The following is a 19,017-nucleotide window of genomic DNA, read 5'->3' on the forward strand; positions in this document are numbered from 1 at the left end:
GGCCTATGCGAAGGGCAAGGAATTAAACGCCAGAACGTTTATCTTACAGCACCTCAATCACTTCAAATTCTTCTGCGATCAGCTCCATATCGTCAGAAAAATGCCCTTCGCGGGTGAAAAATCGCTGATGCTCTTTCTGCCAGTATTCAAGGCTTAAATCGCCTTCACCTTCTTTGCGGGCAAACGTCTCCGTAACATCACAAAAACGCACCAGCCGCATTGAAACCAGTCTGGTCACGCAGACCGGGACGTTCTGACCATCAAGGATGATGTTATAGCTCCCAATCTTAGGGGCAGGCTCTTCCTGCTGATAAGAGGTAAGAGATCCGCAGGAGGCCGTTTTGATCCCTTTTTTAATCAGGTCAGCAAGCTGGCTGGCCAGTTCCGGACTGTCGCCCATTTGCCAGGCATCTGCGCCTGGATACTTCGCTTTTAATACCTCAACTGTAGCCATTTACAGCCCTTTTTAATCGTCGATGAAAAATGTCATACAGGGTTTTAGCATGAACTGTCCGGACATTAACAGTGAGGCTTTCCCTCTGGTATTGTGGTCCGCTGTTCGCTCACAGTAGACTTTAGCCTGCACATGTCCGCTTTGTGCCAGAAGCGGACACTGGCCACTAAAAAATAATCAGTTCATCGCGTTTCTGGTTACCACTGACCTAATCTAATCCGTAAAAGGAAACTGCATACTCAGACGATCAAAATGCGACTTGAATTCCGCATATAATGCTCTGGCCGTGGGGGTTATCTGACTCCGATGAGGAGAGATAAAACTAAGCGGATTTTTTACGCCTGTCAGATGAGGTAGTACGGGCACCAGCCGGTTTTCAGCAATATCCTGATGCACATCTAACCAGGACTTATAGGCGATACCGACGCCCTCAAGAGCAAGTCTGCGTGAAGTTTCAGAGTCATTACAGACAAAGCGACTTTTCACGGAAAGCGTATGCTTTTGCTGGTTATTGTAAAAGGACCAGCTGGCATAGGGATGACCATTCAGCGTAAAAAGAATACAATCCCGGTCAGCAATCTCCTCCAGTGAGTGCGGCGCACCGTGATGTTCAAGGTAAGCGGGAGATGCGACAAGGATACGTTTATTGTATTCCGCAAGTGGCAGAGCAACGTAGCTTTTATCCGGCAGAATCCCGTAACGCACGGCGATATCAACAGGGTGCTGATGTACGTCGCTGACGGTATCTGTAAACATCAGGTTTACCGCCACCCCGGGGTGTTTCTTACAAAAGGCCGTTATCAGCGGCAGCAGAGTACTTCTGCCGACGTCTGACGGCATTGAAATACGTAGCTCATCCTTAAGTTCCCCAGTCTGATTCTCCAGACTTTCACTTCCCGCCCTGATAACTTCCAGCATCTCATGAGCATAGGGAAGATAGGTTGCTCCCTCTCGCGTCATTCTTAGGCTGCGGGTTGTACGCACAAAAAGCCTGACGCCGAGCGTTTTCTCCAGCCGCAATATCGCAGCACTTACCTGTGCAGGCATTATGCCTGACTCTCTGGCTACGCTGGAAAAGCTTCCCAGCTGAGTAGCCCGCACAAACATTCTGACATCTTCAATTCTGAGCATTCTGCATTCTACCTTCAGCAGAGAAACATACACGGGGGAATAAGAACGGGAGCATGCGTCATTTACACTTTAAACGTGTAAATCTTACTCTGATTTGTTGGTTTTTGTATCGGAAAGAGTGCTTTAAAGTTCTTACAACAGATAAGCAGTTACTTAACGATATCCAAAGGATCACAGTATGAAAGCCATTGTTTATAAAGATAATAAGTTACCCGTTACGGATGCGAATTCACTTTATGAGACCATCCTCCCTAAACCACAACCGGGCAGGCATGATCTGCTGGTCAGAATTGCGGCTATCGCGGTTAATCCGGTCGACACTAAAGTGCGCCGTAATGCTGACGTGGCTGAACCACGGGTACTCGGATGGGATGCCGCAGGCATCGTTGAGGCAGTGGGCGAAGATGTCAGCCTGTTTAAACCGGGTGACGAAGTTTACTATGCAGGCTCTCTTATGCGGGCAGGCTCCTATGCGGAGTATGCACTGGTTGATGAGAGAATAGCTGGCCGTAAACCCGCGTCACTTTCCATGTCAGAAGCCGCTGCGCTGCCGCTCACCTCTCTCACTGCCTGGGAGCTGCTGTTTGACCGCCTTGAGGTGAATGAGGGTAATAACGACGTATTGCTTATTATCGGTGCCGGTGGTGGTGTTGGCTCTATCCTGACTCAGTTTGCCGCCAGCCTGACAAACCTGACTATTGTAGGCACCTGTTCACGCCCTGAAACCGCTGAATGGGTCAAATCGCTTGGCGCTCACCATATTATTGACCACACACAGCCTTTTGCGCCTCAGCTTAATGAGCTGGGAATCAGCGGTGTACGCTACGTTGCCAGCCTGACGCATACCGACAAACACTATCAGCAGATTGTTGAAGTTATGGCACCGCAGGGAAGGCTTGCGGTAATTGACGATCCCGAGACGCTTGACGCTATTCCGCTTAAGACCAAATCAATTTCGCTTCACTGGGAACTGATGTTTACCCGATCGATGTTTACCACTCCTGATATGCAAAGCCAGCATCAGATCCTGACGGACCTCAGTGAGCTCATTGATAAAAAGGTAATCCGTACAACACTGGGTGAACATTTTGGAACCATAACGGCTGAAAATATTCGCCGCGCGCATGCCGTGATTGAATCCGGTAAAGCAAAAGGAAAAATTGTGCTGGCAGGATTTTAAAACTCTGCAGGCATTTTCAACCCGGCACCTTTTTGAAAACTATACCGCCCGGCTGAGCTTCTCCATTACGGAAGAAGCCGGGCTTTACATGCAAAAAAGAGAGAAAACAATGTTATATCTGGTTTTTAGTGGAAAAATCAAAGAAGGGAAAGTAGATGATTTTTATAAAAATGTTGCCCGGGTCAGCCAGCAGGCGACGCTGAGCCAGGATAAGCCGCTGGTCTATCAGTGGAATAAAAATATCCATGACCCCCGCTGTTTTATGCTGAACGAGCAGTGGGAAAGTGTTGAGGATCTGCATGCCCATTTCGAAACGTTATATACCCTGTTTGGTGAGGCCAGGCCAACCGAGCGACTGCCCGCTGCGATTCTGGATTATCTCGATGACGCCAGCGTCGCCTATTACGAGCCAGTAGCGTAATGAGATGGCCCCCTTTCGGGGCCATTTCTGATGATCAGACCGGCCTGGCCGGTAAGCTCTCATATACAACCGTTACGGGTAGTTATGGCTCCGGGACATATTCCTGGCACCGCAGAAAAATTAAAAAGAGTAAATAACAATGCTGAAAAAATATACGATGACGGCTGCCGGTTTATTACTGAGCGTCCTGTCTGCGGCAATATTTGCTGCACCATCTGATCATTCTGCGGCCCCTGTTCAGCTGGCCAGTGATCAGTCATCAGGAAAAGCGGAAGTGGTCGCAACTTTCTGGCACGCCATGCCGACCGGGGTTACGGTGACAGAAAACGGACGCATATTCGTGAATTTCCCGCGCTGGGGTGACGATGTGCCTTTTACCGTCGGTGAGATCAGGCAGGGGAAAGTGGTTCCTTATCCAGATGCGGCTATTAATGTTGCAGACAATACACGTCCAGCTGAACGTTTTCTGAGCGTGCAGAGTGTGGTGGCAGATGGTCAGGGAAAACTCTGGGTACTCGATACCGCATCGCCAGGCTTTAGCCAGCCGGCAGCGGGTGGGGCTAAACTGGTTGCGATTGATCTCCGCAGTAACAGGGTAGTAAAAACGATTGTGTTACCGGCAAAGGTAATCCTGCCCGCCACTTATGTAAATGATCTGCGTATTGATTATCGTGAAGGTAAAGCGGGGATCGCCTACATCACAGATTCTTCGCTTTCCGGAACAGGCGGTATCATTGTTGTCGATCTGGCGTCAGGTGATGCAATGCGCCGCCTGACCGGCGACCATTCCACCTCGCCTGAAAAAGGCTTTGTACCGGTTGTCGAGGGCGAAACCCTGTTGCAGCGCCATGAAGACGGATCAACCGCCCCCTTCAGCGTTGCGTCTGATGGAATCGCCTTATCGGCCGATGGAAAAACTCTCTACTACAGCCCGCTGTCAGGCCGTCATCTTTATTCAGTTGAAACTGCGAAGCTGAGAGACAGCCACATCAGTGAGCACAGCCTCTCTGCCGCTGTACGGGACTTGGGCGAAAAAGGGGCCTCTGACGGTCTTGAATCTGATGCTGCAGGCAATATTTACGCAGGAGATTACGAGCGCAATGCTGTCCGAAAAATGGATAAGCGGGGAACCTGGTCCACGCTTGTTCACGGGCCGGAAATTCTCTGGCCGGACACACTTTCTGTTGCCCATGACGGATATCTTTACTTTACCGTCAACCAGCTGCACCGGCAGCCGGGCTTCCATAGTGGTAAAGATATGCGCATCAAGCCGTATGCCCTCATGCGCGTGAAAATCGACGAGAAGCCTGTTTCAACCCGATAATCCTGGATGACTCACTTTATGACGCTTACGGGTTTCCGTTAACCACGAATATGACTAATTCAGCCCCCCTGTAAAGGGGGTTGTTATGTCCGCTTTTCGCTCATACCGGAATTTGCGTCCAAATCAGTCCTCTTTGTGCCAGAAACAGACGTTGTCATCTTATACAAAATCGATGAGTATGCTTTAGAGCTCTTATGGTAAGAGTGAGGGGTTTGCAGAAGAAAACGCACAAGGAGCAGCTATGAAGATCAGACTTGCAGTGCCTGTGGAAGCAGAAGAATGCTGGAATATACGCAACCAGGCTATACGCTACGGATGTCAGAACAGCTACGACGATGCGGTTATTGTAGCCTGGACACCGGAAGAAATGCCTGAAAGCTACAGAAATGTCATTGCAGCAAACCCTTTCTTCGTTGTTGATGCCTCTGATAACAAGCTGGTAGCGACAGGCTTTCTTGATCTCTCTTCAGGCAGTGTTGAGGCTGTATTTACGTTACCTCAATATACAGGGAAAGGGTTAGGTAGTCAGATTATTGAAGCCATCAAAAGTGAAGCTCGTGAACGTGGATATAGGGAATTAACATTGTCCTCGACTCCAAATGCGCAATCTTTTTATGAGAGGCATGGTTTCACACTTGTGCGTGAAAGTATGTATCCATCTGCCTTTGCGCAGGCTGAACTGCGCTGCATGGAAATGTCTATAAAACTCCAGGAGTAGTGGTTCGCTGTCTAACCGCAACGATCAATATGACCAGTTAGCTCTGGCGGGTAAATCTTCAAATCTTAATGTCCGCTTTTCGCTCATAGCGTACATATCTGAATTGCTTAATTGAGCGTGTTAACATCTGAAAAGCGCAGGATTGACCAAGTTGTACGCTATAAGACACGATTGAAACGACGCTTCTGGTGTGTCGGCAGATTTAATCCAAGAACCGGGCTGAATTGTTAATGGCTGCAATGATACTAAACCCTACCTCAGCTGTGGCGTTTTGTTAGCTAAAAGGAGTAAACATGGAAGTAAGGGTAGAACTGTGTCCGCCAGATGAATGGGAATCCATGGTGAAAATTTTTACCGAAATGGAAGAACACTATTATGGTAAGGGCATCATTCAGGAACCACTGTTGAAGAATTACCTCCGCAATCGACTGTTCAGTCAGCTCTCCGGTACTCTGGTGCTCAGGGCTCGCTGCGACGCTCATATCGTTGGGCTGGCGTGTTGCAGTATTCTCTACCCTTCTCCCCGGTACAGTGGCCAGCTGCATATCAAAGAGCTTTATGTCTCCAAGAGTGAGAGAGGAAAAGGCACAGGGGAATCCATAATGCGCTTTATGGCGAAACTCGCTCTTGAACATGAGTGTCGTAGCCTCAGCTGGAATGCCGAGAAATCAAACGCCGGAGCAAATCGTTTTTATCAGTCTTTAGGGGGCACAATAAATGATGGTATTGTGAATTATTATCTTCATGGTGAACTCCTGCGTAAACTGGCTTCCGACAGTTCGGCAGAACCTGGCGGCTGTACTGGTTAAGCTATCGTACTGATTTGGCTTGCCAGGAAGGCAGAGGAAATCTGCAGGATGTTGATGCCGTGTCCGCTCTGTGCCAGAAGCGGACATTATAAAATCTACTTTTTATTAATTGTTAAAGAGCATGTCAGCTGGAGGGGATAGATTAGAAATAACTGCCCTCAGGCAGTTATTTTAGAATAAGGGCACGACGGTTGCTTAATATGCTTATGCTTAAAATATGATTGAGGTTTAGGGAGTTTTATAGCGGGCAGCTCACGTCACCTTCAGGACATTTCAGCATGCTCTCAAGCTCTTTAGTTCTCTGTTCAGTTTTGGTCTGAAGACAAATGGCTGTATTCATTGGGCTTACTGACCCATCACTTGATTTATAAGTCTGGAATTTACAATCCGCATCGCGATAGCTGATCCATTTTTTCTGCGATGATTGCAGCAGATTCCGTTGTTCACCTGATGTGAGTTTCAGGGTCTTTTGGTATGTGCTGTTGAGAGCTTTGTCTGCTTCTTTGTAGTCTGCAGAAAAGCATTGATTCATTGCAGACTGAGTCTGAGCATCGCCACAGTTGGACGCCACTGCCTGTGCAAGCGGAAAAAGTACTAAAGAGAGAATAATCGTTTTTTTCATGTCAGTTTCCTTTTGAATTATGCGTTTATCGCATTAATTTTATACAGATTTATGGTTTGGAAGAAACACCAATTCCATGGTTTACTTCGCTAATATCGGACATTAGCCTGACATTAGTCCACTTTGCTGTGTCACAGTGAGACGTTTGTACCTCATACTGTAATGTCTAAGTCAGACTCGGTTCGTAAATGACTGGCTCATACAAAAGGGGTAATGATTCGGCACTGTAATTTTAGCGGTTCAAGTCGCGCATTGTAAAAGCCGGCACTCTTATGAGACGTTACGAACCAAAAACATTCATGTAAAAATTACCAATAATTTCAATATGATGAGAATTTATGTTAAAATCCTTCTCATGATTTAACAGAACAGCTTTGATTGATAACCATGGAAAAACCATTAGTCAATACACCTGGCGTCATCGCCATCATGCAATACGATGATGGCAGAACTTTAGAATACAGAATGGGGGTTGAAGATATACATTTTAACACGCCCATAAATAGTAATAGCATATTTGACATTGCATCCGTATCAAAACAATTTACAGCATTTTGTGTTCTGCTTCTTGAGGAGCGTGGATTACTGAAATTAAACAGCCTTCTTGCTGAATACATCCCCGAAGCAGCAATATTTAATAATGATATAACTATTGAAAATTTAATTTACCACACTTCAGGGCTCCCATGCCTGTTTGACATAGCTGAAAGTAAAGAAATAGACTATTTTTCAGACTTTAAAAAAACAGATATAATTAAAGGGATTTTTGAAAAAGAACATCTTAGCTTCATTCCAGGCACAAAGCATGAGTATAGTAATACCGGATATATACTTCTTTCTCAATTGATTGAAAATGTTTCCGGGACAAGCTTTGCAGATTTTGTAAAAAGAGAGATATTCGACCCTCTAGAGATGAAAAACTCTTTTGTTTATAATGGATTGATGCAGAGTGAGTTAGCGGTAAGTGGCTATCAAAAAAAACAAGATGACTTTTTTTCTCCTGTCTACAGTCCATGGGATGTAATCGGAGCAGGCCTTATCCATTCATCTGCTAATGACCTGATGAAATGGGGTCTGAATTTTTCTTCTGCTTCAGTAGGAGGAGATGAATTAATACAGAAAATGCTTACCCCTCTTCCTGGTTTTACTGATGAAGGGATTATGATTGAAGATCATAATCCATACTGCTTTGGTATTGAACTGGAAGAAGGTGCTTTCGGGCGAGTTTATTACCACCTCGGTTCTACTTTTGGCAGAGAAAGTTATTTCATACGCTCGCAATGTCAAGGTTTTACTCTTGCGGTATTATCAAACATCGAAGATTATGATGTTTCTTCTGTCGCTCTAAAATTATATAATCAAATGAATTTAAAAGATATTTAGAGTAATTGATTCGTATCCCTGCTGTTTCCCCTAAATGTCGCACATGAATTAAATGTCTGCTTATCGCTCATAGCGGACTTTCCAGAGCGCAGGTCTGCTGCGTGCCATAAGCGGACGTTGGCTTATGCCAGTTAATAGAGCCAGGTCACTTCATCAGCCGGAAAAATACTAATTATCAGTTTCGGTTAGTGACGGATTTTTCAACGAGTACCGTCGTGGCGAACATCCATTGAGTCGTCGAAACGCCGTACTGAACGCAGCTTCTGATTCATAACCTAGTGAGTGCGCGATTGCAGAGACAGATTCAGTGCCACTGGTGAGCCGGTGGCATGCAATCATCATCCGCCATCGTGTCAGATATTCGATTGGCGACGCGCCGGATAGACTTTTAAACCTGAGAGCGAATTTGGATCGAGACATCCCGGCCTCCTGCGCAAGTGCCGGCAAGGTCCATCGTCTGCCCGGGCTGGCATGAATTGCGCCAATGGCAGCCGCGATCCGCTTATCACCAAGTGCAAACAGCCAGCCGACGTCTTTTCCCAAGCCGTGATCCAGATAAAGCCGCAGCGCCTGGACCAGCATCAGATGCGCGAGATGCTGCACGATAAGCCTGGCACCCGGCTGTGATCCGAACAGTTCCTGGCGCATACGATCGAGGGCCCATCGCAGACCTGTCTTGTCGTCTTCATCGCGGAGCCGAATGATGGCTGGCATTGAGCCGAGAAGCATATCGACATGGTCGCCGGCAAAGCCGAAATGGCCGCCGAGCATTGTCGTTTCTCCCCCGCCGTTCACCGTTGCGATCCCGCCGTTCCAGTCTTCTTCAGGTATGGTGGCAATGCCGATCGGCTCGAAGGCGAGGTCTCGGGCAATCAGGAACCGACGTCCGTTGGGCAGCAGGACGCAATCACCCGCCTTAAGCTTTATCGGATCCTGCCCATCATCGATGGCCAGCCAGGCGCTACCCGATACCAGCGCAAAATACTTGAGGCCAGAATGCTTCCCAAACTGAAGCGCCCATTCCCCCCCGAAGTCAAATCCACCCGCGATGTAGGTTTTCGGCGTCAATAGCGAGATGATATCGGATAAAGGATCAGCAATCATGGGGACAATCTCGAAAGTAATAGGGATATTCAAACATAGTTTGTTTCGACTTCCATGGTTATCCTTATTTCGAAGCAGACGCACCGGCTGCTCCCCGTCAAAGGATATTTTCATGATCAAAGTCGTTATCGCTTTCAGGCGTCGGCAAGGTATGAGCATAGAGGAATTCAGGAATTATCGTCGCGACGTTCATGCTCCACTGCTTTTTGCCATTCCTGAAGCAAAGAAGATCCGCCGCTTTGTTATTTCATACCCCATGGATTATGCGTCTTCAGAGCTACCCCGGTTTGACGCCATGGTGGAGGCATGGTTCGACAACGCTGAAGAGATGGATAAACTCTTTCTGTCAGACAACTTTGCAACCAGGGTGGATCCGGACCACGTAAACTTTATCGACCTGAGCTCCGTAGTCCGGCTCGTGACCGAAGAACTCATCGTCGTTGAATAACGACCCCGCCGGGGACGCAGGACGAAAAGCGTGGTCTGGAACGGCGATCTCCCCGCCCTTATCAGGGATAAATCATGTCCGCCTCGTGCCAAAAGCAGCTATCGGTGCTTTAGGTTAGAACCGAAGTGGAACGCCTCATAGCTGTTTGGCCTTCCACCTCATCGGGCCTGGCTGCCTACCCTTCCTGGCGATCTGCGCCATATGCCACGGCTTTCATTGCTTGCAGCGCGTGCAGACGCATTTTTAACGCGGCTTCAATATTGTCGTAGGCTGTGCTGCCCAGCGGCAGACGTAATGGAGGGCTGGCAGCATCTGCCGCCGCGATCATAGCCGTCACGCATTTTTCAGCATCGCCTTTAATCACAAACTCTCCGGACATCAGTGCCGCCCGCAGTTTCCCCGCTGCCGTATCACGGTAGGCCGGTAAGGCATCAGCAATATCCAGCCCCGCACCAAACCGCGTCGCCGTCGGCCCCGGCTCGACCAGCAAAAAGTCAATGCCAAACGCCGCTACTTCCTGCCGCACCGCTTCGACAAAACCTTCAATTCCCCATTTAGTGGCATGATACAAACTGAAATCAGGATAGGCGACCTGGCCGCCTTCCGACGACACCTGCATAATGCGCCCGCCACCCTGCTGCCGCAAAAAGGGAATTGCCGCGCGGATAAGCTGAATCGACCCGGTAAGATTGGTGGCAATCTGACGCTCAATTTGCCTATCGCTTAGCTCTTCCGCTGCGCCAAACAGGCCGTAAGCCGCGTTGCTGACCACAATATCAATGCTTCCCGCCTGAGCGAACGCCGCCTCAACGGTGGGTTTTATCGTCGCTGCCATACTGAGATCAAGCACCGTTACCTGCAAACGATCGCCGTATATTGCTGACAGACCGTCTAATACTGCTCGATCGCGGACGCTGGCAAATACTCTGTCGCCTCGGGCCAGCAGCGTTTCACACATCAGGCGGCCCAGGCCGCTGGATGCACCGGTTATTAGCCAGGTTTTCATTAGGGTCTTCTCCATTCAGTGAACCGAAGGACAGCATAAACCGAATAATTGGTGGCATAATCTCCGCAAATCAGCATGAGGTGGTGGGAAATATTCAACAATGAAACGACCTTCCTGGAATGAATTGCAGGCGGTGAAAACCATTGCCGGGCAGCGCAGTTTTCGTCGCGCTGCTGAGGTGCTGGGACTTAAACGCTCGACGCTTAGCCATACTGTCAAAGGACTGGAGGCAACACTTGGCGTGCAGCTGTTCCATCGCACAACGCGCAGCGTTGCGCTGACCGAAGCGGGTGAAATACTGATCGCGCGCCTGGCGCCGTTACTGGCGGAAATGGATGACCTGCTGAACGACGTTACCGCCAGCGGTCAGCAGCCTTATGGCACGCTGCGCATCAGTGCCAGCGATGCAGCGATTAGCCTTCTGCTGGAAAAGGTGCTGCCGACATTTATCCAGCAAAAGCCGGGGATTGAAATTGATTTAGTGGCGCAGGGGCAACTCATAGACATCGTGGCGCAAGGGTTTGATGCGGGCATTCGGCTGATTGAAGATGTGCCTAAAGACATGGTTGCCATTGCTCTGAGCGGGCCGCTGCGCTTTATTACCGTGGCCTCGCCCGGTTACTTAGCCGGGCGGCCCAAAATCATGCATCCGCAGGATCTGATGCAGCATACCTGTTTGCGCCAGCGCTTGCCGGGCGGTAAACGGTATCACTGGGAATATCAGCAGCATGAGCAGCAGTTTGCGCTGGATGTGCCGGGCAGCCTGACCCTCGACAGCAGCGCTTTAATGGTGGAAGCGGCTGTCGCCGGGCTGGGTGTGGCCTATGTCCCGGAGCGCTACGCCCGACAGTGGCTGGACACGCAGCGGCTGGTGACGTTGTTGGACGACTGGACCATTGCGTCACAGGGCATCGCGCTCTACTTTCCGCAACATCGCCATATGTCTGTCGCATTACGCCTGTTTATCGACACGGTAAAAGCCGTTATGCGCGACCGGGCATAGCCTAATCGATTTATTTTATTCAGAAAAGAGGCCAGGCACGGGCCAGAGAATAAGAAAGGTGGGTTGAGTAATCGAATTACTCATTTAACAGTCGGTAGAACCACCTTAATTTATGCCTCTGGCCCGTGAATTCAGGGAAATATTTTTCGCCTGTTCAGATATGATTTTTCATATCTGATGAGCTGGAATGCGGGCAATGACTTTAATTTCAAAGTCGAATCCCGCAAGCCATGTCACGCCAACGGCAGTCCAGTTTGGATAAGGGGGATGGGGAAAAATCGATTTCTTCACCTGCATAATTGTCGAAAACTGATTTTCCGGATCGGTATGATAAGTTGTGACATCAATCAGATCGTCAAAAGTACACCCCGCTGCGGCAAGCGTGGCTGCCAAATTATCAAACGCAAGCTGCACCTGCGCGGCGAAATCAGGCTCCGGCGTACCGTCGGCGCGGCTGCCGACCTGGCCGGAAACAAACAGCATATCACCAGAACGGATTGCGGCAGAATAACCATGTTCCTCATAAAGAGCATGTCGATTAGCAGGGAAAACCGGTTCACGATGGGCGATGGCCATACGATTTCCTTTGATTAGGTCGGGTTGGAATGCGGGATGCGCAGCGCACAGGAATGATTTAATATACGCTGCGTATGTACTATTAATCACACATACGCGGCGTATGTCAAATAACATACGCCGCGTATGGCATAAGGATATCGTATGGCCACCAAGAGCCGCGCCGAACTGATGAAAGAAAACCGCATAAAACTGATTGCGGCGGCACGAAAAGCATTTGCTGAAAAAGGGTTCGCAGGCGCATCAATGGATGAGCTTACTGCCAGCGTGGGCCTGACGCGTGGCGCGCTTTACCCCAATTTTGGCGATAAAAAGGGGCTGCTTGCGGCGGTTGTCGAACAGTTAGATGGTGAAATGGCGCAACGTGCTAAAGCTGCGGCGGCTACGGCTGGCAATGACTGGGAAAAGTTAATAGCTGAGGGCATCGCCTATATCGAAATGGCGATGGACGCAGAAGTACGGCGCATCGTGCTGCTTGATGGTCCGGCCTTTCTTGGCAACCCTTCTCAGTGGCCTGGTCAAAATAGCTGCCTGGAATCCACTCGCCAGAGCATTATAAAAATGAGCGCAAGCGGCGTCATAAAACCCGTCGATGCCGATGCCGCCGCACATCTTTTAAATGGGGCCGCGCTCAATGCGGCCTTGTGGATAGCAGCCAGCGACGATCCGCAGCAGGCGCTGCCAAAAGTTATTGAGGTATTCAGACTACTGGCAAGCAGCTTACTCACCCGCTCGGGTAAAGAGGAGTCTGATTAGAACGCTACCGCCGGTTCAGGCTTTTGCATGCAGAAAGATAGCCGCAGGAGCAAAGCGATAATTTCTCCTGCAGCCCAGAGGTGATATTGAAGCAAACTTCCCGCTTCAGACACTCGCACCCAGCGCTTTATCAACGGCAGCTTCGCAGTGGATCAGCGTGGTATCGAAGACAGGGACGGAAACGTTATCCCTGTTAAGCAACATGCCGACTTCGGTACAGCCAAGGATCACACAGTCAGCGCCGTTGTCAGCTAAACGCTGTGCGATATTTTCATAAACAGCGCGACTGGCCGGGTTTATAACGTCCTGGCACAGCTCCTGATAAATGATGCGATGAACCTCAGCCCGATCGGCATCATTCGGTATAACGGGCTGAAGTTTTACCGCCCTGAGCCGATCAAGATAAAAAGCTTGTTCCATCGTAAATGCGGTTGCCATCAGGCCTGGCGCTTTAAGGCCCGCTGCAAGGATCCGAGCCGCCGTTGCATCAGCAATGTGCAGCAGCGGAATGGAAACGCCGCTCATCATTTGGTCCGCCAGTTTATGCATGGTATTTGTCGCCAGTACGATAAAGTCGGCCCCGCCGCGCGCCAGCGCCAGCGCCTCCTTATTTAAAAGGGTTGCGGCGTCGTCCCATTTTCCGCTGGCCTGCAAATGTTCAATGTTGGCAAAATCCAGCGAACGGATGAGCAGCTCGGGCGAGTGTAAACCGCCCAGACGCTGACGAACCAACTCACACATTTTCCGATAATAAATTTGTGTTGAGGCTGCTGACATCCCTCCCAGGATCCCAATCGTTTGCATTGCGTTTCCTTAAATTTTGTTATCTGTTCAGGGTGGTTACTCCAGCTTATCGCTGATAGCGGCGACGTACGCCAGTTGGTATCTGCTTTGGAACTAAAGCAGGCCTGGGAACACCAGCCCACCGTTTAGCACGCTGATTTGTGCCAGAAGCGGACGGTGCGTGACTAATATTGTTACAGGCGCAGCTTTTCTCGCAACAAGAAAGTATTTTCGAACAGGATAGCTTATTCAAACAGAGCCGGCCCTGGCTTGAACTCCTGAAAGGCATCATCGACTGGCTGGTAGCCCAGCACCTCCCTGGTACGTGACAGATCAAATCGCTTAAACCGGTTATCGGAAATGCCATAGCCGATAAAAAAGGTAATATTTTCAGCTTCTGTAGCGCTGGTCAGCAGCCTTACTGCATCCTCCGGACTGAGCCAGGCACTGTAATCCCGGGCAGTTTTAAGCGCAGCCGCGTTTTTAGGTTCAAAAGCGCCTATCCTGAGCGCCACGCAGGACAGGCCACGCTGAGTGGCATAAAAGGAACACAGCGCCTCGCCATAGCATTTCGTGACGCCGTAAAGATTGGCAGGCGCGACGGCCAGCCCCGGATGTATCTGCACATCAACCGGATAACCCTCAATCGTCTGGGCGCTGCTGGCAAAGACAAAGCGCGAGCAGGATGTGGCAGCCACGGCTTCAAGCAGCCATGTGGTGGACAGAATGTTAGCCGGCAACAGCTGTTCGAAGGCGGCCCCGGCGTCGGGGATCCCTGCCAGGTGCACTACCGCATCAGGCTTCGCCGCGGTCAGCAGCTTCTCTGCCGCACCCTGCTTTGCAAGGTCTGCCTGAAAAAATTGGTGCGGAGAACCAATCTCATAATCCGGCATATGCAGATCGGTAAGGATAAAGTCATAGGTATTGCACATCGCCTTAAACCAGGTTCGTCCGATACGACCGCTGGCACCCGTCAGGAGAATTTTTTTTACTGCCATAGCCTTGGGATCCTTATTTTATTTAAGCCGTAATCCGGGTGATACCAAAACGCAGTAAAGCAATAGCATACTTACCTGAAAATGTATGTCGCCCGGGCCTGTGGCAAATAATCATGCAGGTCTGCCAGCGAGCGCCTTTCCCGGCATCCTTTTTAAGGCTCAGGCCTTTTCGCCCGGAGCCTGCCCGATATTAAGGGGAAAGTGGCGCACTTTTAGTACGCCACCCGACAGTTATAACAGCGGCAGTTCCAGAAGCCGCCCTCCCTCTTCCGCAAGCCGCGTTAAATAGTGCGACGCTTCCAGAATCTGATAAGGAAAGTAGAGACCCGGCGCCACCGGCGGTTTGCCATCCAGCCCGATCAGTCGTTCAAGAAGCAGGGCAATGCTCATGCCTGTCAACGGTGCGGCTCCCCCCGGATGAACGACCGCATTGCGGGTACGAAGAGCCTGCCCGGCCTGATCCAGGCCTGAAATCTCAATAATGATTTCGGTGGAGAATGCTCCTCCTTTGCGCCGGCTTGAGCTGATACCCATGCCGAGATCGAACAGGACGCTGTGCGCACCCGTAGCAGTTGCCAGCCCAACCACGTCAATCGAAGAAAAGCCCGTGGCGGGGATTTTGGTGCCGTCGAGCGCTGAGAAGGTGCCCTTAGCCTCATCGCCCTCGCGCCACAGATAGACGCCGGCCCGGCGCGTGAGCGCTGCGGGCAACAGGTGGTGCAGATGGTCGAAATCAGCGGCGACCGCAGGCCCGCCAACATCCTGTTCATCGACTAACGCCCCAATGCGGATTTCATGTACCTGGCCAAACGCTTTGCTCAGATGAAGCGCAGGCACCGTCGTGGCACCGACCAGCCACTCATAGCCGAGCACCACTGCCGACGCGCCCGGAGCGTGCATAAAGCTTGCGATTTCCGGAGCAATCTCGAACACGCCAGAAGAAATACTCAAATGGGGTACGCCTCGTGACTGAGCAAAGCGGAGTGCAGCAAGCGTATGGTCTTTATAGAGGACGACCACCGCACTGATTTTTCGCTCGCCGAGGCCAAGGTCTGCACGGGCGGTGTCAATCGCTATACCTTCCGCACCTCCCATTTTTGCGGCGGCGTGCTGCGCCCTGGCAAGGTCGCGCCCCCCTATCAGCAAGGGAAGATCGGGATAAGCAGCGCGTATTGCCCGGGCAGTCTGACCACCAATAGATCCGGAGCCGCCCAGCAGTAAGACAGGAGCAAATGACATAAGCGAGGTTCCTTGTGTGTGATAAGCTACTATTGGTAGGAAAGATAGCACTCCACAGCAACATAAGCTACTTTTAGTAGGTTTAATGAGAAAGAGAGAATGAAAGAACACAAGGCTCCGGCTACCGGGTCGCCTGCCCGGCGCCTGTCGAAGGCAGAACGGCGACAACAGCTTCTCGATACCGCGCTTCTGATCGTGCGCGAGGAAAATGCGGATCGCCTCACGCTGGGCCATCTGGCCGTGCGTGCAGGCGTCTCGAAACCTGTGGTTTACGATCATTTCGCGACTCGTTCGACGTTACTGATCCAGCTGTACAGGTGGATAGATATGGAACGGGTAAGGACGTTTACTGAGGCCATGAGCGCGACTCCCCGAAGCCAGCAGGAAACGGTACAGATGCTGGCGAGCGCCTATATACACTGCGCCGCAGACAAAACGGACGAGTTTCACGCAGTGGGAGCGGCGCTGGCGGGGAGTGAAGAAAAGGCGGTCGTTTTCCAGGAACTTCTGGACAATTGTGTCGCCATGTTTGCGTCAATTCTGACACCCCATGTCAATATGACGCCCCAATCACTACAGCAATGCTGCATCGGCCTGGTCGGCGCGGGAGAAGCGCTGTCCGTGGCCCTTACCCGTGGGCGACTGAAGGAAACGGAAGCGGTTACAGCCTTCGCCTCGCTGATTGGCGGACTCATACAGACGGGCGAAAGCTGAAGGTCTGCGCAGATAACAGGCCAGGATATCAGCTTTTCGTCTGTAGCGAACACCGGCCGGTCTCGGAACATCATGCAGCGCATTCCGGTTCTGCTGTCCGGGTTCATGCCAGTATCTCTGGACAGGTGCCCGGTTCTCGCCCTGTCCTGCCTCATCAGGTTTGCCGTTTTGGGAAATGATGGCGGCCACGCGCCCCGGATGCGCGACAGCAAGACGCCAGCCTACCCGAGTGCCGTAGTCGTGAACCCTTATAAATTGCTCCGCCTGCCTGTGCTTTTAGCTGCCGGGCGCTCCTCAGTAAGTAGAATTCCTTCTGATTTCCTTATAAATTCTCTATGGAAAAGTAGAACAGTAAATTCTCACGTTGTTTCCTGATAAGCGCACATATCTGTCAAAAGTAAATGAACATAATATAATAGAAAAAATTATTAAATAATGACTTATAATTAACAATGCATTTAAAAGAGCACTAACTCATGAAAAAATGACTCAGCCATTTCGAGGGAATAAGTGTGCATGTTACCCGTCTTGCATATGCTCGCTGGACAGCTGCGAAAGCAGGAAAAATCAGGAGCGAGGCCGCTGGGACGTTTTGCTCGCGAGGTGTTACTGTACAGTTTAGAATGCAGATGGATTGGTACCAGGCTGACTCTCGCGCTTGATAAGGAAGGAAAAATAAAGACGGAAACACACTGACTTTACCCCTGTTATAAAGGTAACTTTATGAAACCCAGAAAAAATGTTTTTTTTGAAGGCAACATTATCGATAACCGGAAGTTAGGTGGGGAAAATCAGCCTTTCTTCATCCACAGGGTTGTGTTTACTAATGGGAAGTATGCGATAGTTCGGGCTGCATCTGGTGTGTGCTTCAGGCCTGGAGAAAATATTCAACGAAACGATTCCGAATGGCTTTACAACCATGAAAAAATCCGTCTACTCTCTTTCGAATACCTCGAAGAAAAGGAGTCTGTCAGGCAACTGCTTGAATATTGTTAATATAATCGCAAATCTTTCGCCAGGGAAGTTTATTTATTTACTACTGCTACCTCAGGCATTACTGCTTTTACTTTTATTTTTCCTCATCATATAGCCTGCTTTGTTTTTAACACCCCTCCAGAAAAACCACCAATTGCAGCTAAAAAACCTAACGGCTACAGGAGTTTTACGGGCAAGTTCACTATAAATATCAATAACCTGCCTGCCATTAACCAGAAGTCAGCACGTTAAGATAGGGATTTAACCTGCCTCACCAAAGTTAGTAATGCTTAGCCAGATAACATCACAATCAGGAGATGAATTCAGCGTGGATGTTCTGTTTTAAGGTAAGTCTGCCCTCTTTCAAAGCTGTCATCTCTCCGCGCAATTTTCTGCTCTGTGCCAAAAGTGGACGTTACTCATATTATTGTGTGTCAACCGGTCAATCCGTTCCGAAAATATTTTACTACAAACCCATAAACCTTTATTAGATGTATAAAAAAACCACCAGAGATGGTAGAGTACATCTCATTCATTTTTAAGGCCAAACATCATGTCCTACTTCAATCGAATTATGGACCAAATCACCGAAATAACGTCTTCGTCTACATGTCCTGTATGTCAAAGAAAGTCCCAGCAGTCGATTAAAAAAATAGGCAAAAAGCAAACATTGCTCTGCCCACACTGCAAATCGATATTTGTAAACCCTGACTGATTAACCTGATGATAAAGAATTAAGCCAGGTGGCTTGTTAACACTGCCTGAGCCGATTAATAAGCTCCTGGCGGCAGCTTATTGTGATTATATGGGTTAGAAACCTCTTCAGAGTAAACCTGATTTGTCTGAAGACTTGTGACGCCAGCTGAGACGTCTGTGAGGATGTTAATTTACGCCCGGCATCGGCATCCGTTTACTTTGCGCTGCGTTTACGAAATACAGAACGTTATCAATTCCTTCGTAGCGTTAATTAATCAGCATGCAGGCTTCAGTTCACGGAAAAGTTAACGATTCCTCATCAGGCCACAGTCCGGCCAGTCACCATGGAAAAAAACGTCTATAATTTAGCCATTAATGCTGGCGTGAAGCGCATTCCTTGCAAGGTTAATCACCCTGTCTCTTCCTGGCTATGCAAGGAAGTTGATAAGGAGCACGCCCAGGGTCGTCTGTCCTGCCTGTGATTTGAGTTCAGACCAGCCAGCCTCAAAAGTGCGTCTGAAACAGGCGATGCTTTGTCCTGGGTGTAAAGCCCTGTTTGTCTCACCACGCCAGCCCCTGACTTTGGATCCTGACGCTGCAGTATGCTGCAGTGAATACCTTGACCAGCAGCTGAAAAATCCCTGATGCCTTATGCACATCCTGAGAGAACGTTTCTG

The 19,017-nt window shown here is 49.7% G+C and carries 22 protein-coding genes; 13 read left to right on the forward strand and 9 right to left on the reverse strand.

The genetic code is table 11. The features are described from left to right. Positions 1-43: 43 nt before the first annotated feature. Together QZH36_RS03130 and QZH36_RS03135 are read right to left on the reverse strand one after the other, a co-directional pair. Positions 44-454 carry an ASCH domain-containing protein gene (locus tag QZH36_RS03130; RefSeq protein ID WP_301729624.1) on the reverse strand — a complete coding sequence of 137 codons (411 nt, stop codon included), beginning with the start codon at positions 452-454 and terminating at the stop codon, positions 44-46. 213 nt (positions 455-667) lie between these two features. Continuing rightward, positions 668-1,585: a LysR family transcriptional regulator gene (locus QZH36_RS03135; protein ID WP_301729625.1), complete on the reverse strand. Its 918-nt coding sequence runs from the start codon at positions 1,583-1,585 to the stop codon at positions 668-670. A gap of 178 nt (positions 1,586-1,763) precedes the next feature. Between QZH36_RS03135 and QZH36_RS03140 the strand changes: the two genes are divergently transcribed. The 5 genes from QZH36_RS03140 (at position 1,764) to QZH36_RS03160 (ending at position 6,037) form a co-directional block, all read left to right on the forward strand. Further along, positions 1,764-2,765, forward strand: coding sequence for a zinc-binding alcohol dehydrogenase family protein (locus tag QZH36_RS03140; RefSeq protein ID WP_301729626.1), 1,002 nt, complete (start codon positions 1,764-1,766; stop codon positions 2,763-2,765). 109 nt (positions 2,766-2,874) lie between these two features. Further along, on the forward strand, positions 2,875-3,186 hold the full coding sequence (locus QZH36_RS03145; protein ID WP_301729627.1) for a putative quinol monooxygenase: 312 nt from the start codon (positions 2,875-2,877) through the stop codon (positions 3,184-3,186). Positions 3,187-3,325: 139 nt separating this feature from the next. Further along, positions 3,326-4,510: an L-dopachrome tautomerase-related protein gene (locus QZH36_RS03150; protein ID WP_301729628.1), complete on the forward strand. Its 1,185-nt coding sequence runs from the start codon at positions 3,326-3,328 to the stop codon at positions 4,508-4,510. Positions 4,511-4,751: 241 nt separating this feature from the next. Then, positions 4,752-5,228, forward strand: a complete 477-nt coding sequence (locus QZH36_RS03155; RefSeq protein WP_301729629.1) for a GNAT family N-acetyltransferase — start codon at positions 4,752-4,754, stop codon at positions 5,226-5,228. Between the two features lie 404 nt (positions 5,229-5,632). After that, positions 5,633-6,037: a GNAT family N-acetyltransferase gene (locus QZH36_RS03160; protein WP_445235117.1), complete on the forward strand. Its 405-nt coding sequence runs from the start codon at positions 5,633-5,635 to the stop codon at positions 6,035-6,037. 238 nt (positions 6,038-6,275) lie between these two features. Here QZH36_RS03160 and QZH36_RS03165 read toward each other — a convergent pair whose 3' ends face one another. Continuing rightward, on the reverse strand, positions 6,276-6,659 hold the full coding sequence (locus QZH36_RS03165; protein WP_301729631.1) for a lysozyme inhibitor LprI family protein: 384 nt from the start codon (positions 6,657-6,659) through the stop codon (positions 6,276-6,278). 387 nt (positions 6,660-7,046) lie between these two features. Here QZH36_RS03165 and QZH36_RS03170 point away from each other — a divergent pair, with 387 nt between their 5' ends. Next, positions 7,047-8,042, forward strand: coding sequence for a serine hydrolase domain-containing protein (locus QZH36_RS03170; protein ID WP_301729632.1), 996 nt, complete (start codon positions 7,047-7,049; stop codon positions 8,040-8,042). A 168-nt stretch (positions 8,043-8,210) separates the two neighbouring features. On the opposite strand, the gene QZH36_RS03175 is transcribed toward QZH36_RS03170, so the two are convergent. Continuing rightward, positions 8,211-9,260 (reverse strand): AraC family transcriptional regulator, encoded by a 1,050-nt coding sequence (locus QZH36_RS03175; protein WP_301729633.1) that lies wholly within the window; start codon positions 9,258-9,260, stop codon positions 8,211-8,213. On the opposite strand from QZH36_RS03175, the gene QZH36_RS03180 reads away from it, so the two are divergent. After that, positions 9,259-9,594, forward strand: a complete 336-nt coding sequence (locus QZH36_RS03180; RefSeq protein WP_301729634.1) for an EthD domain-containing protein — start codon at positions 9,259-9,261, stop codon at positions 9,592-9,594. The two genes, QZH36_RS03175 and QZH36_RS03180, sit on opposite strands and share 2 nt — an antisense overlap. A 175-nt stretch (positions 9,595-9,769) precedes the next feature. Here the strand turns inward: QZH36_RS03180 and QZH36_RS03185 are convergent, their stop codons facing one another. Next, positions 9,770-10,600, reverse strand: coding sequence for an SDR family oxidoreductase (locus QZH36_RS03185; RefSeq protein ID WP_301729635.1), 831 nt, complete (start codon positions 10,598-10,600; stop codon positions 9,770-9,772). A 100-nt stretch (positions 10,601-10,700) separates the two neighbouring features. Here QZH36_RS03185 and QZH36_RS03190 point away from each other — a divergent pair, with 100 nt between their 5' ends. Further along, on the forward strand, positions 10,701-11,603 hold the full coding sequence (locus QZH36_RS03190; protein WP_253454384.1) for a LysR family transcriptional regulator: 903 nt from the start codon (positions 10,701-10,703) through the stop codon (positions 11,601-11,603). 168 nt (positions 11,604-11,771) lie between these two features. Here the strand turns inward: QZH36_RS03190 and QZH36_RS03195 are convergent, their stop codons facing one another. Then, positions 11,772-12,173: a RidA family protein gene (locus tag QZH36_RS03195; protein WP_301729726.1), complete on the reverse strand. Its 402-nt coding sequence runs from the start codon at positions 12,171-12,173 to the stop codon at positions 11,772-11,774. 150 nt (positions 12,174-12,323) lie between these two features. Here QZH36_RS03195 and QZH36_RS03200 point away from each other — a divergent pair, with 150 nt between their 5' ends. After that, a complete protein-coding gene (locus tag QZH36_RS03200; protein WP_253454385.1) occupies positions 12,324-12,935 on the forward strand; it encodes a TetR/AcrR family transcriptional regulator in 612 nt (203 codons plus the stop codon). A gap of 105 nt (positions 12,936-13,040) precedes the next feature. On the opposite strand, the gene QZH36_RS03205 is transcribed toward QZH36_RS03200, so the two are convergent. From QZH36_RS03205 to QZH36_RS03215, 3 genes are all read right to left on the reverse strand, one after another. Further along, positions 13,041-13,739 (reverse strand): aspartate/glutamate racemase family protein, encoded by a 699-nt coding sequence (locus QZH36_RS03205; RefSeq protein WP_301729636.1) that lies wholly within the window; start codon positions 13,737-13,739, stop codon positions 13,041-13,043. Between the two features lie 224 nt (positions 13,740-13,963). Then, on the reverse strand, positions 13,964-14,716 hold the full coding sequence (locus QZH36_RS03210) for an NAD-dependent epimerase/dehydratase family protein (protein ID WP_301729637.1): 753 nt from the start codon (positions 14,714-14,716) through the stop codon (positions 13,964-13,966). Positions 14,717-14,947: 231 nt separating this feature from the next. Further along, positions 14,948-15,955, reverse strand: coding sequence for an NAD(P)-dependent oxidoreductase (locus tag QZH36_RS03215; protein ID WP_301729638.1), 1,008 nt, complete (start codon positions 15,953-15,955; stop codon positions 14,948-14,950). A gap of 99 nt (positions 15,956-16,054) precedes the next feature. Here QZH36_RS03215 and QZH36_RS03220 point away from each other — a divergent pair, with 99 nt between their 5' ends. The 4 genes from QZH36_RS03220 to QZH36_RS03235 all read left to right on the forward strand — a co-directional run bounded on the left by QZH36_RS03220 (position 16,055) and on the right by QZH36_RS03235 (position 18,985). Continuing rightward, the gene (locus QZH36_RS03220; RefSeq protein WP_301729639.1) at positions 16,055-16,669 is read left to right on the forward strand and encodes a TetR/AcrR family transcriptional regulator; all 615 of its coding nucleotides are present in this window, start codon (positions 16,055-16,057) and stop codon (positions 16,667-16,669) included. Positions 16,670-17,392: 723 nt separating this feature from the next. Beyond that, the gene (locus QZH36_RS03225; RefSeq protein ID WP_301729640.1) at positions 17,393-17,665 is read left to right on the forward strand and encodes a hypothetical protein; all 273 of its coding nucleotides are present in this window, start codon (positions 17,393-17,395) and stop codon (positions 17,663-17,665) included. 532 nt (positions 17,666-18,197) lie between these two features. Then, positions 18,198-18,359: a YnfU family zinc-binding protein gene (locus QZH36_RS03230; protein ID WP_301289502.1), complete on the forward strand. Its 162-nt coding sequence runs from the start codon at positions 18,198-18,200 to the stop codon at positions 18,357-18,359. A gap of 422 nt (positions 18,360-18,781) precedes the next feature. Then, a complete protein-coding gene (locus QZH36_RS03235; RefSeq protein WP_301729641.1) occupies positions 18,782-18,985 on the forward strand; it encodes a YnfU family zinc-binding protein in 204 nt (67 codons plus the stop codon). Positions 18,986-19,017 lie beyond the last annotated feature (32 nt).

This window comes from Erwinia wuhanensis (assembly GCF_030484085.1).
GTDB classification, from domain to species: Bacteria; Pseudomonadota; Gammaproteobacteria; order Enterobacterales; family Enterobacteriaceae; genus Erwinia; species Erwinia aeris.

What these genes read in the sequence shown, in the direction of transcription:
- QZH36_RS03140 (WP_301729626.1), top strand. Translation starts at nt 1,764, where the DNA reads ATGAAAGCCATTGTTTATAAAGATAATAAGTTACCCGTTACGGATGCG.
- QZH36_RS03170 (WP_301729632.1), top strand. Translation starts at nt 7,047, where the DNA reads ATGGAAAAACCATTAGTCAATACACCTGGCGTCATCGCCATCATGCAA.
- QZH36_RS03185 (WP_301729635.1), bottom strand. Translation starts at nt 10,600, where the DNA reads ATGAAAACCTGGCTAATAACCGGTGCATCCAGCGGCCTGGGCCGCCTG.
- QZH36_RS03135 (WP_301729625.1), bottom strand. Translation starts at nt 1,585, where the DNA reads ATGCTCAGAATTGAAGATGTCAGAATGTTTGTGCGGGCTACTCAGCTG.
- QZH36_RS03190 (WP_253454384.1), top strand. Translation starts at nt 10,701, where the DNA reads ATGAAACGACCTTCCTGGAATGAATTGCAGGCGGTGAAAACCATTGCC.
- QZH36_RS03165 (WP_301729631.1), bottom strand. Translation starts at nt 6,659, where the DNA reads ATGAAAAAAACGATTATTCTCTCTTTAGTACTTTTTCCGCTTGCACAG.
- QZH36_RS03230 (WP_301289502.1), top strand. Translation starts at nt 18,198, where the DNA reads ATGTCCTACTTCAATCGAATTATGGACCAAATCACCGAAATAACGTCT.
- QZH36_RS03215 (WP_301729638.1), bottom strand. Translation starts at nt 15,955, where the DNA reads ATGTCATTTGCTCCTGTCTTACTGCTGGGCGGCTCCGGATCTATTGGT.
- QZH36_RS03210 (WP_301729637.1), bottom strand. Translation starts at nt 14,716, where the DNA reads ATGGCAGTAAAAAAAATTCTCCTGACGGGTGCCAGCGGTCGTATCGGA.
- QZH36_RS03220 (WP_301729639.1), top strand. Translation starts at nt 16,055, where the DNA reads ATGAAAGAACACAAGGCTCCGGCTACCGGGTCGCCTGCCCGGCGCCTG.
- QZH36_RS03130 (WP_301729624.1), bottom strand. Translation starts at nt 454, where the DNA reads ATGGCTACAGTTGAGGTATTAAAAGCGAAGTATCCAGGCGCAGATGCC.
- QZH36_RS03180 (WP_301729634.1), top strand. Translation starts at nt 9,259, where the DNA reads ATGATCAAAGTCGTTATCGCTTTCAGGCGTCGGCAAGGTATGAGCATA.
- QZH36_RS03145 (WP_301729627.1), top strand. Translation starts at nt 2,875, where the DNA reads ATGTTATATCTGGTTTTTAGTGGAAAAATCAAAGAAGGGAAAGTAGAT.
- QZH36_RS03175 (WP_301729633.1), bottom strand. Translation starts at nt 9,260, where the DNA reads ATGAAAATATCCTTTGACGGGGAGCAGCCGGTGCGTCTGCTTCGAAAT.
- QZH36_RS03200 (WP_253454385.1), top strand. Translation starts at nt 12,324, where the DNA reads ATGGCCACCAAGAGCCGCGCCGAACTGATGAAAGAAAACCGCATAAAA.
- QZH36_RS03150 (WP_301729628.1), top strand. Translation starts at nt 3,326, where the DNA reads ATGCTGAAAAAATATACGATGACGGCTGCCGGTTTATTACTGAGCGTC.
- QZH36_RS03225 (WP_301729640.1), top strand. Translation starts at nt 17,393, where the DNA reads ATGAAACCCAGAAAAAATGTTTTTTTTGAAGGCAACATTATCGATAAC.
- QZH36_RS03155 (WP_301729629.1), top strand. Translation starts at nt 4,752, where the DNA reads ATGAAGATCAGACTTGCAGTGCCTGTGGAAGCAGAAGAATGCTGGAAT.
- QZH36_RS03205 (WP_301729636.1), bottom strand. Translation starts at nt 13,739, where the DNA reads ATGCAAACGATTGGGATCCTGGGAGGGATGTCAGCAGCCTCAACACAA.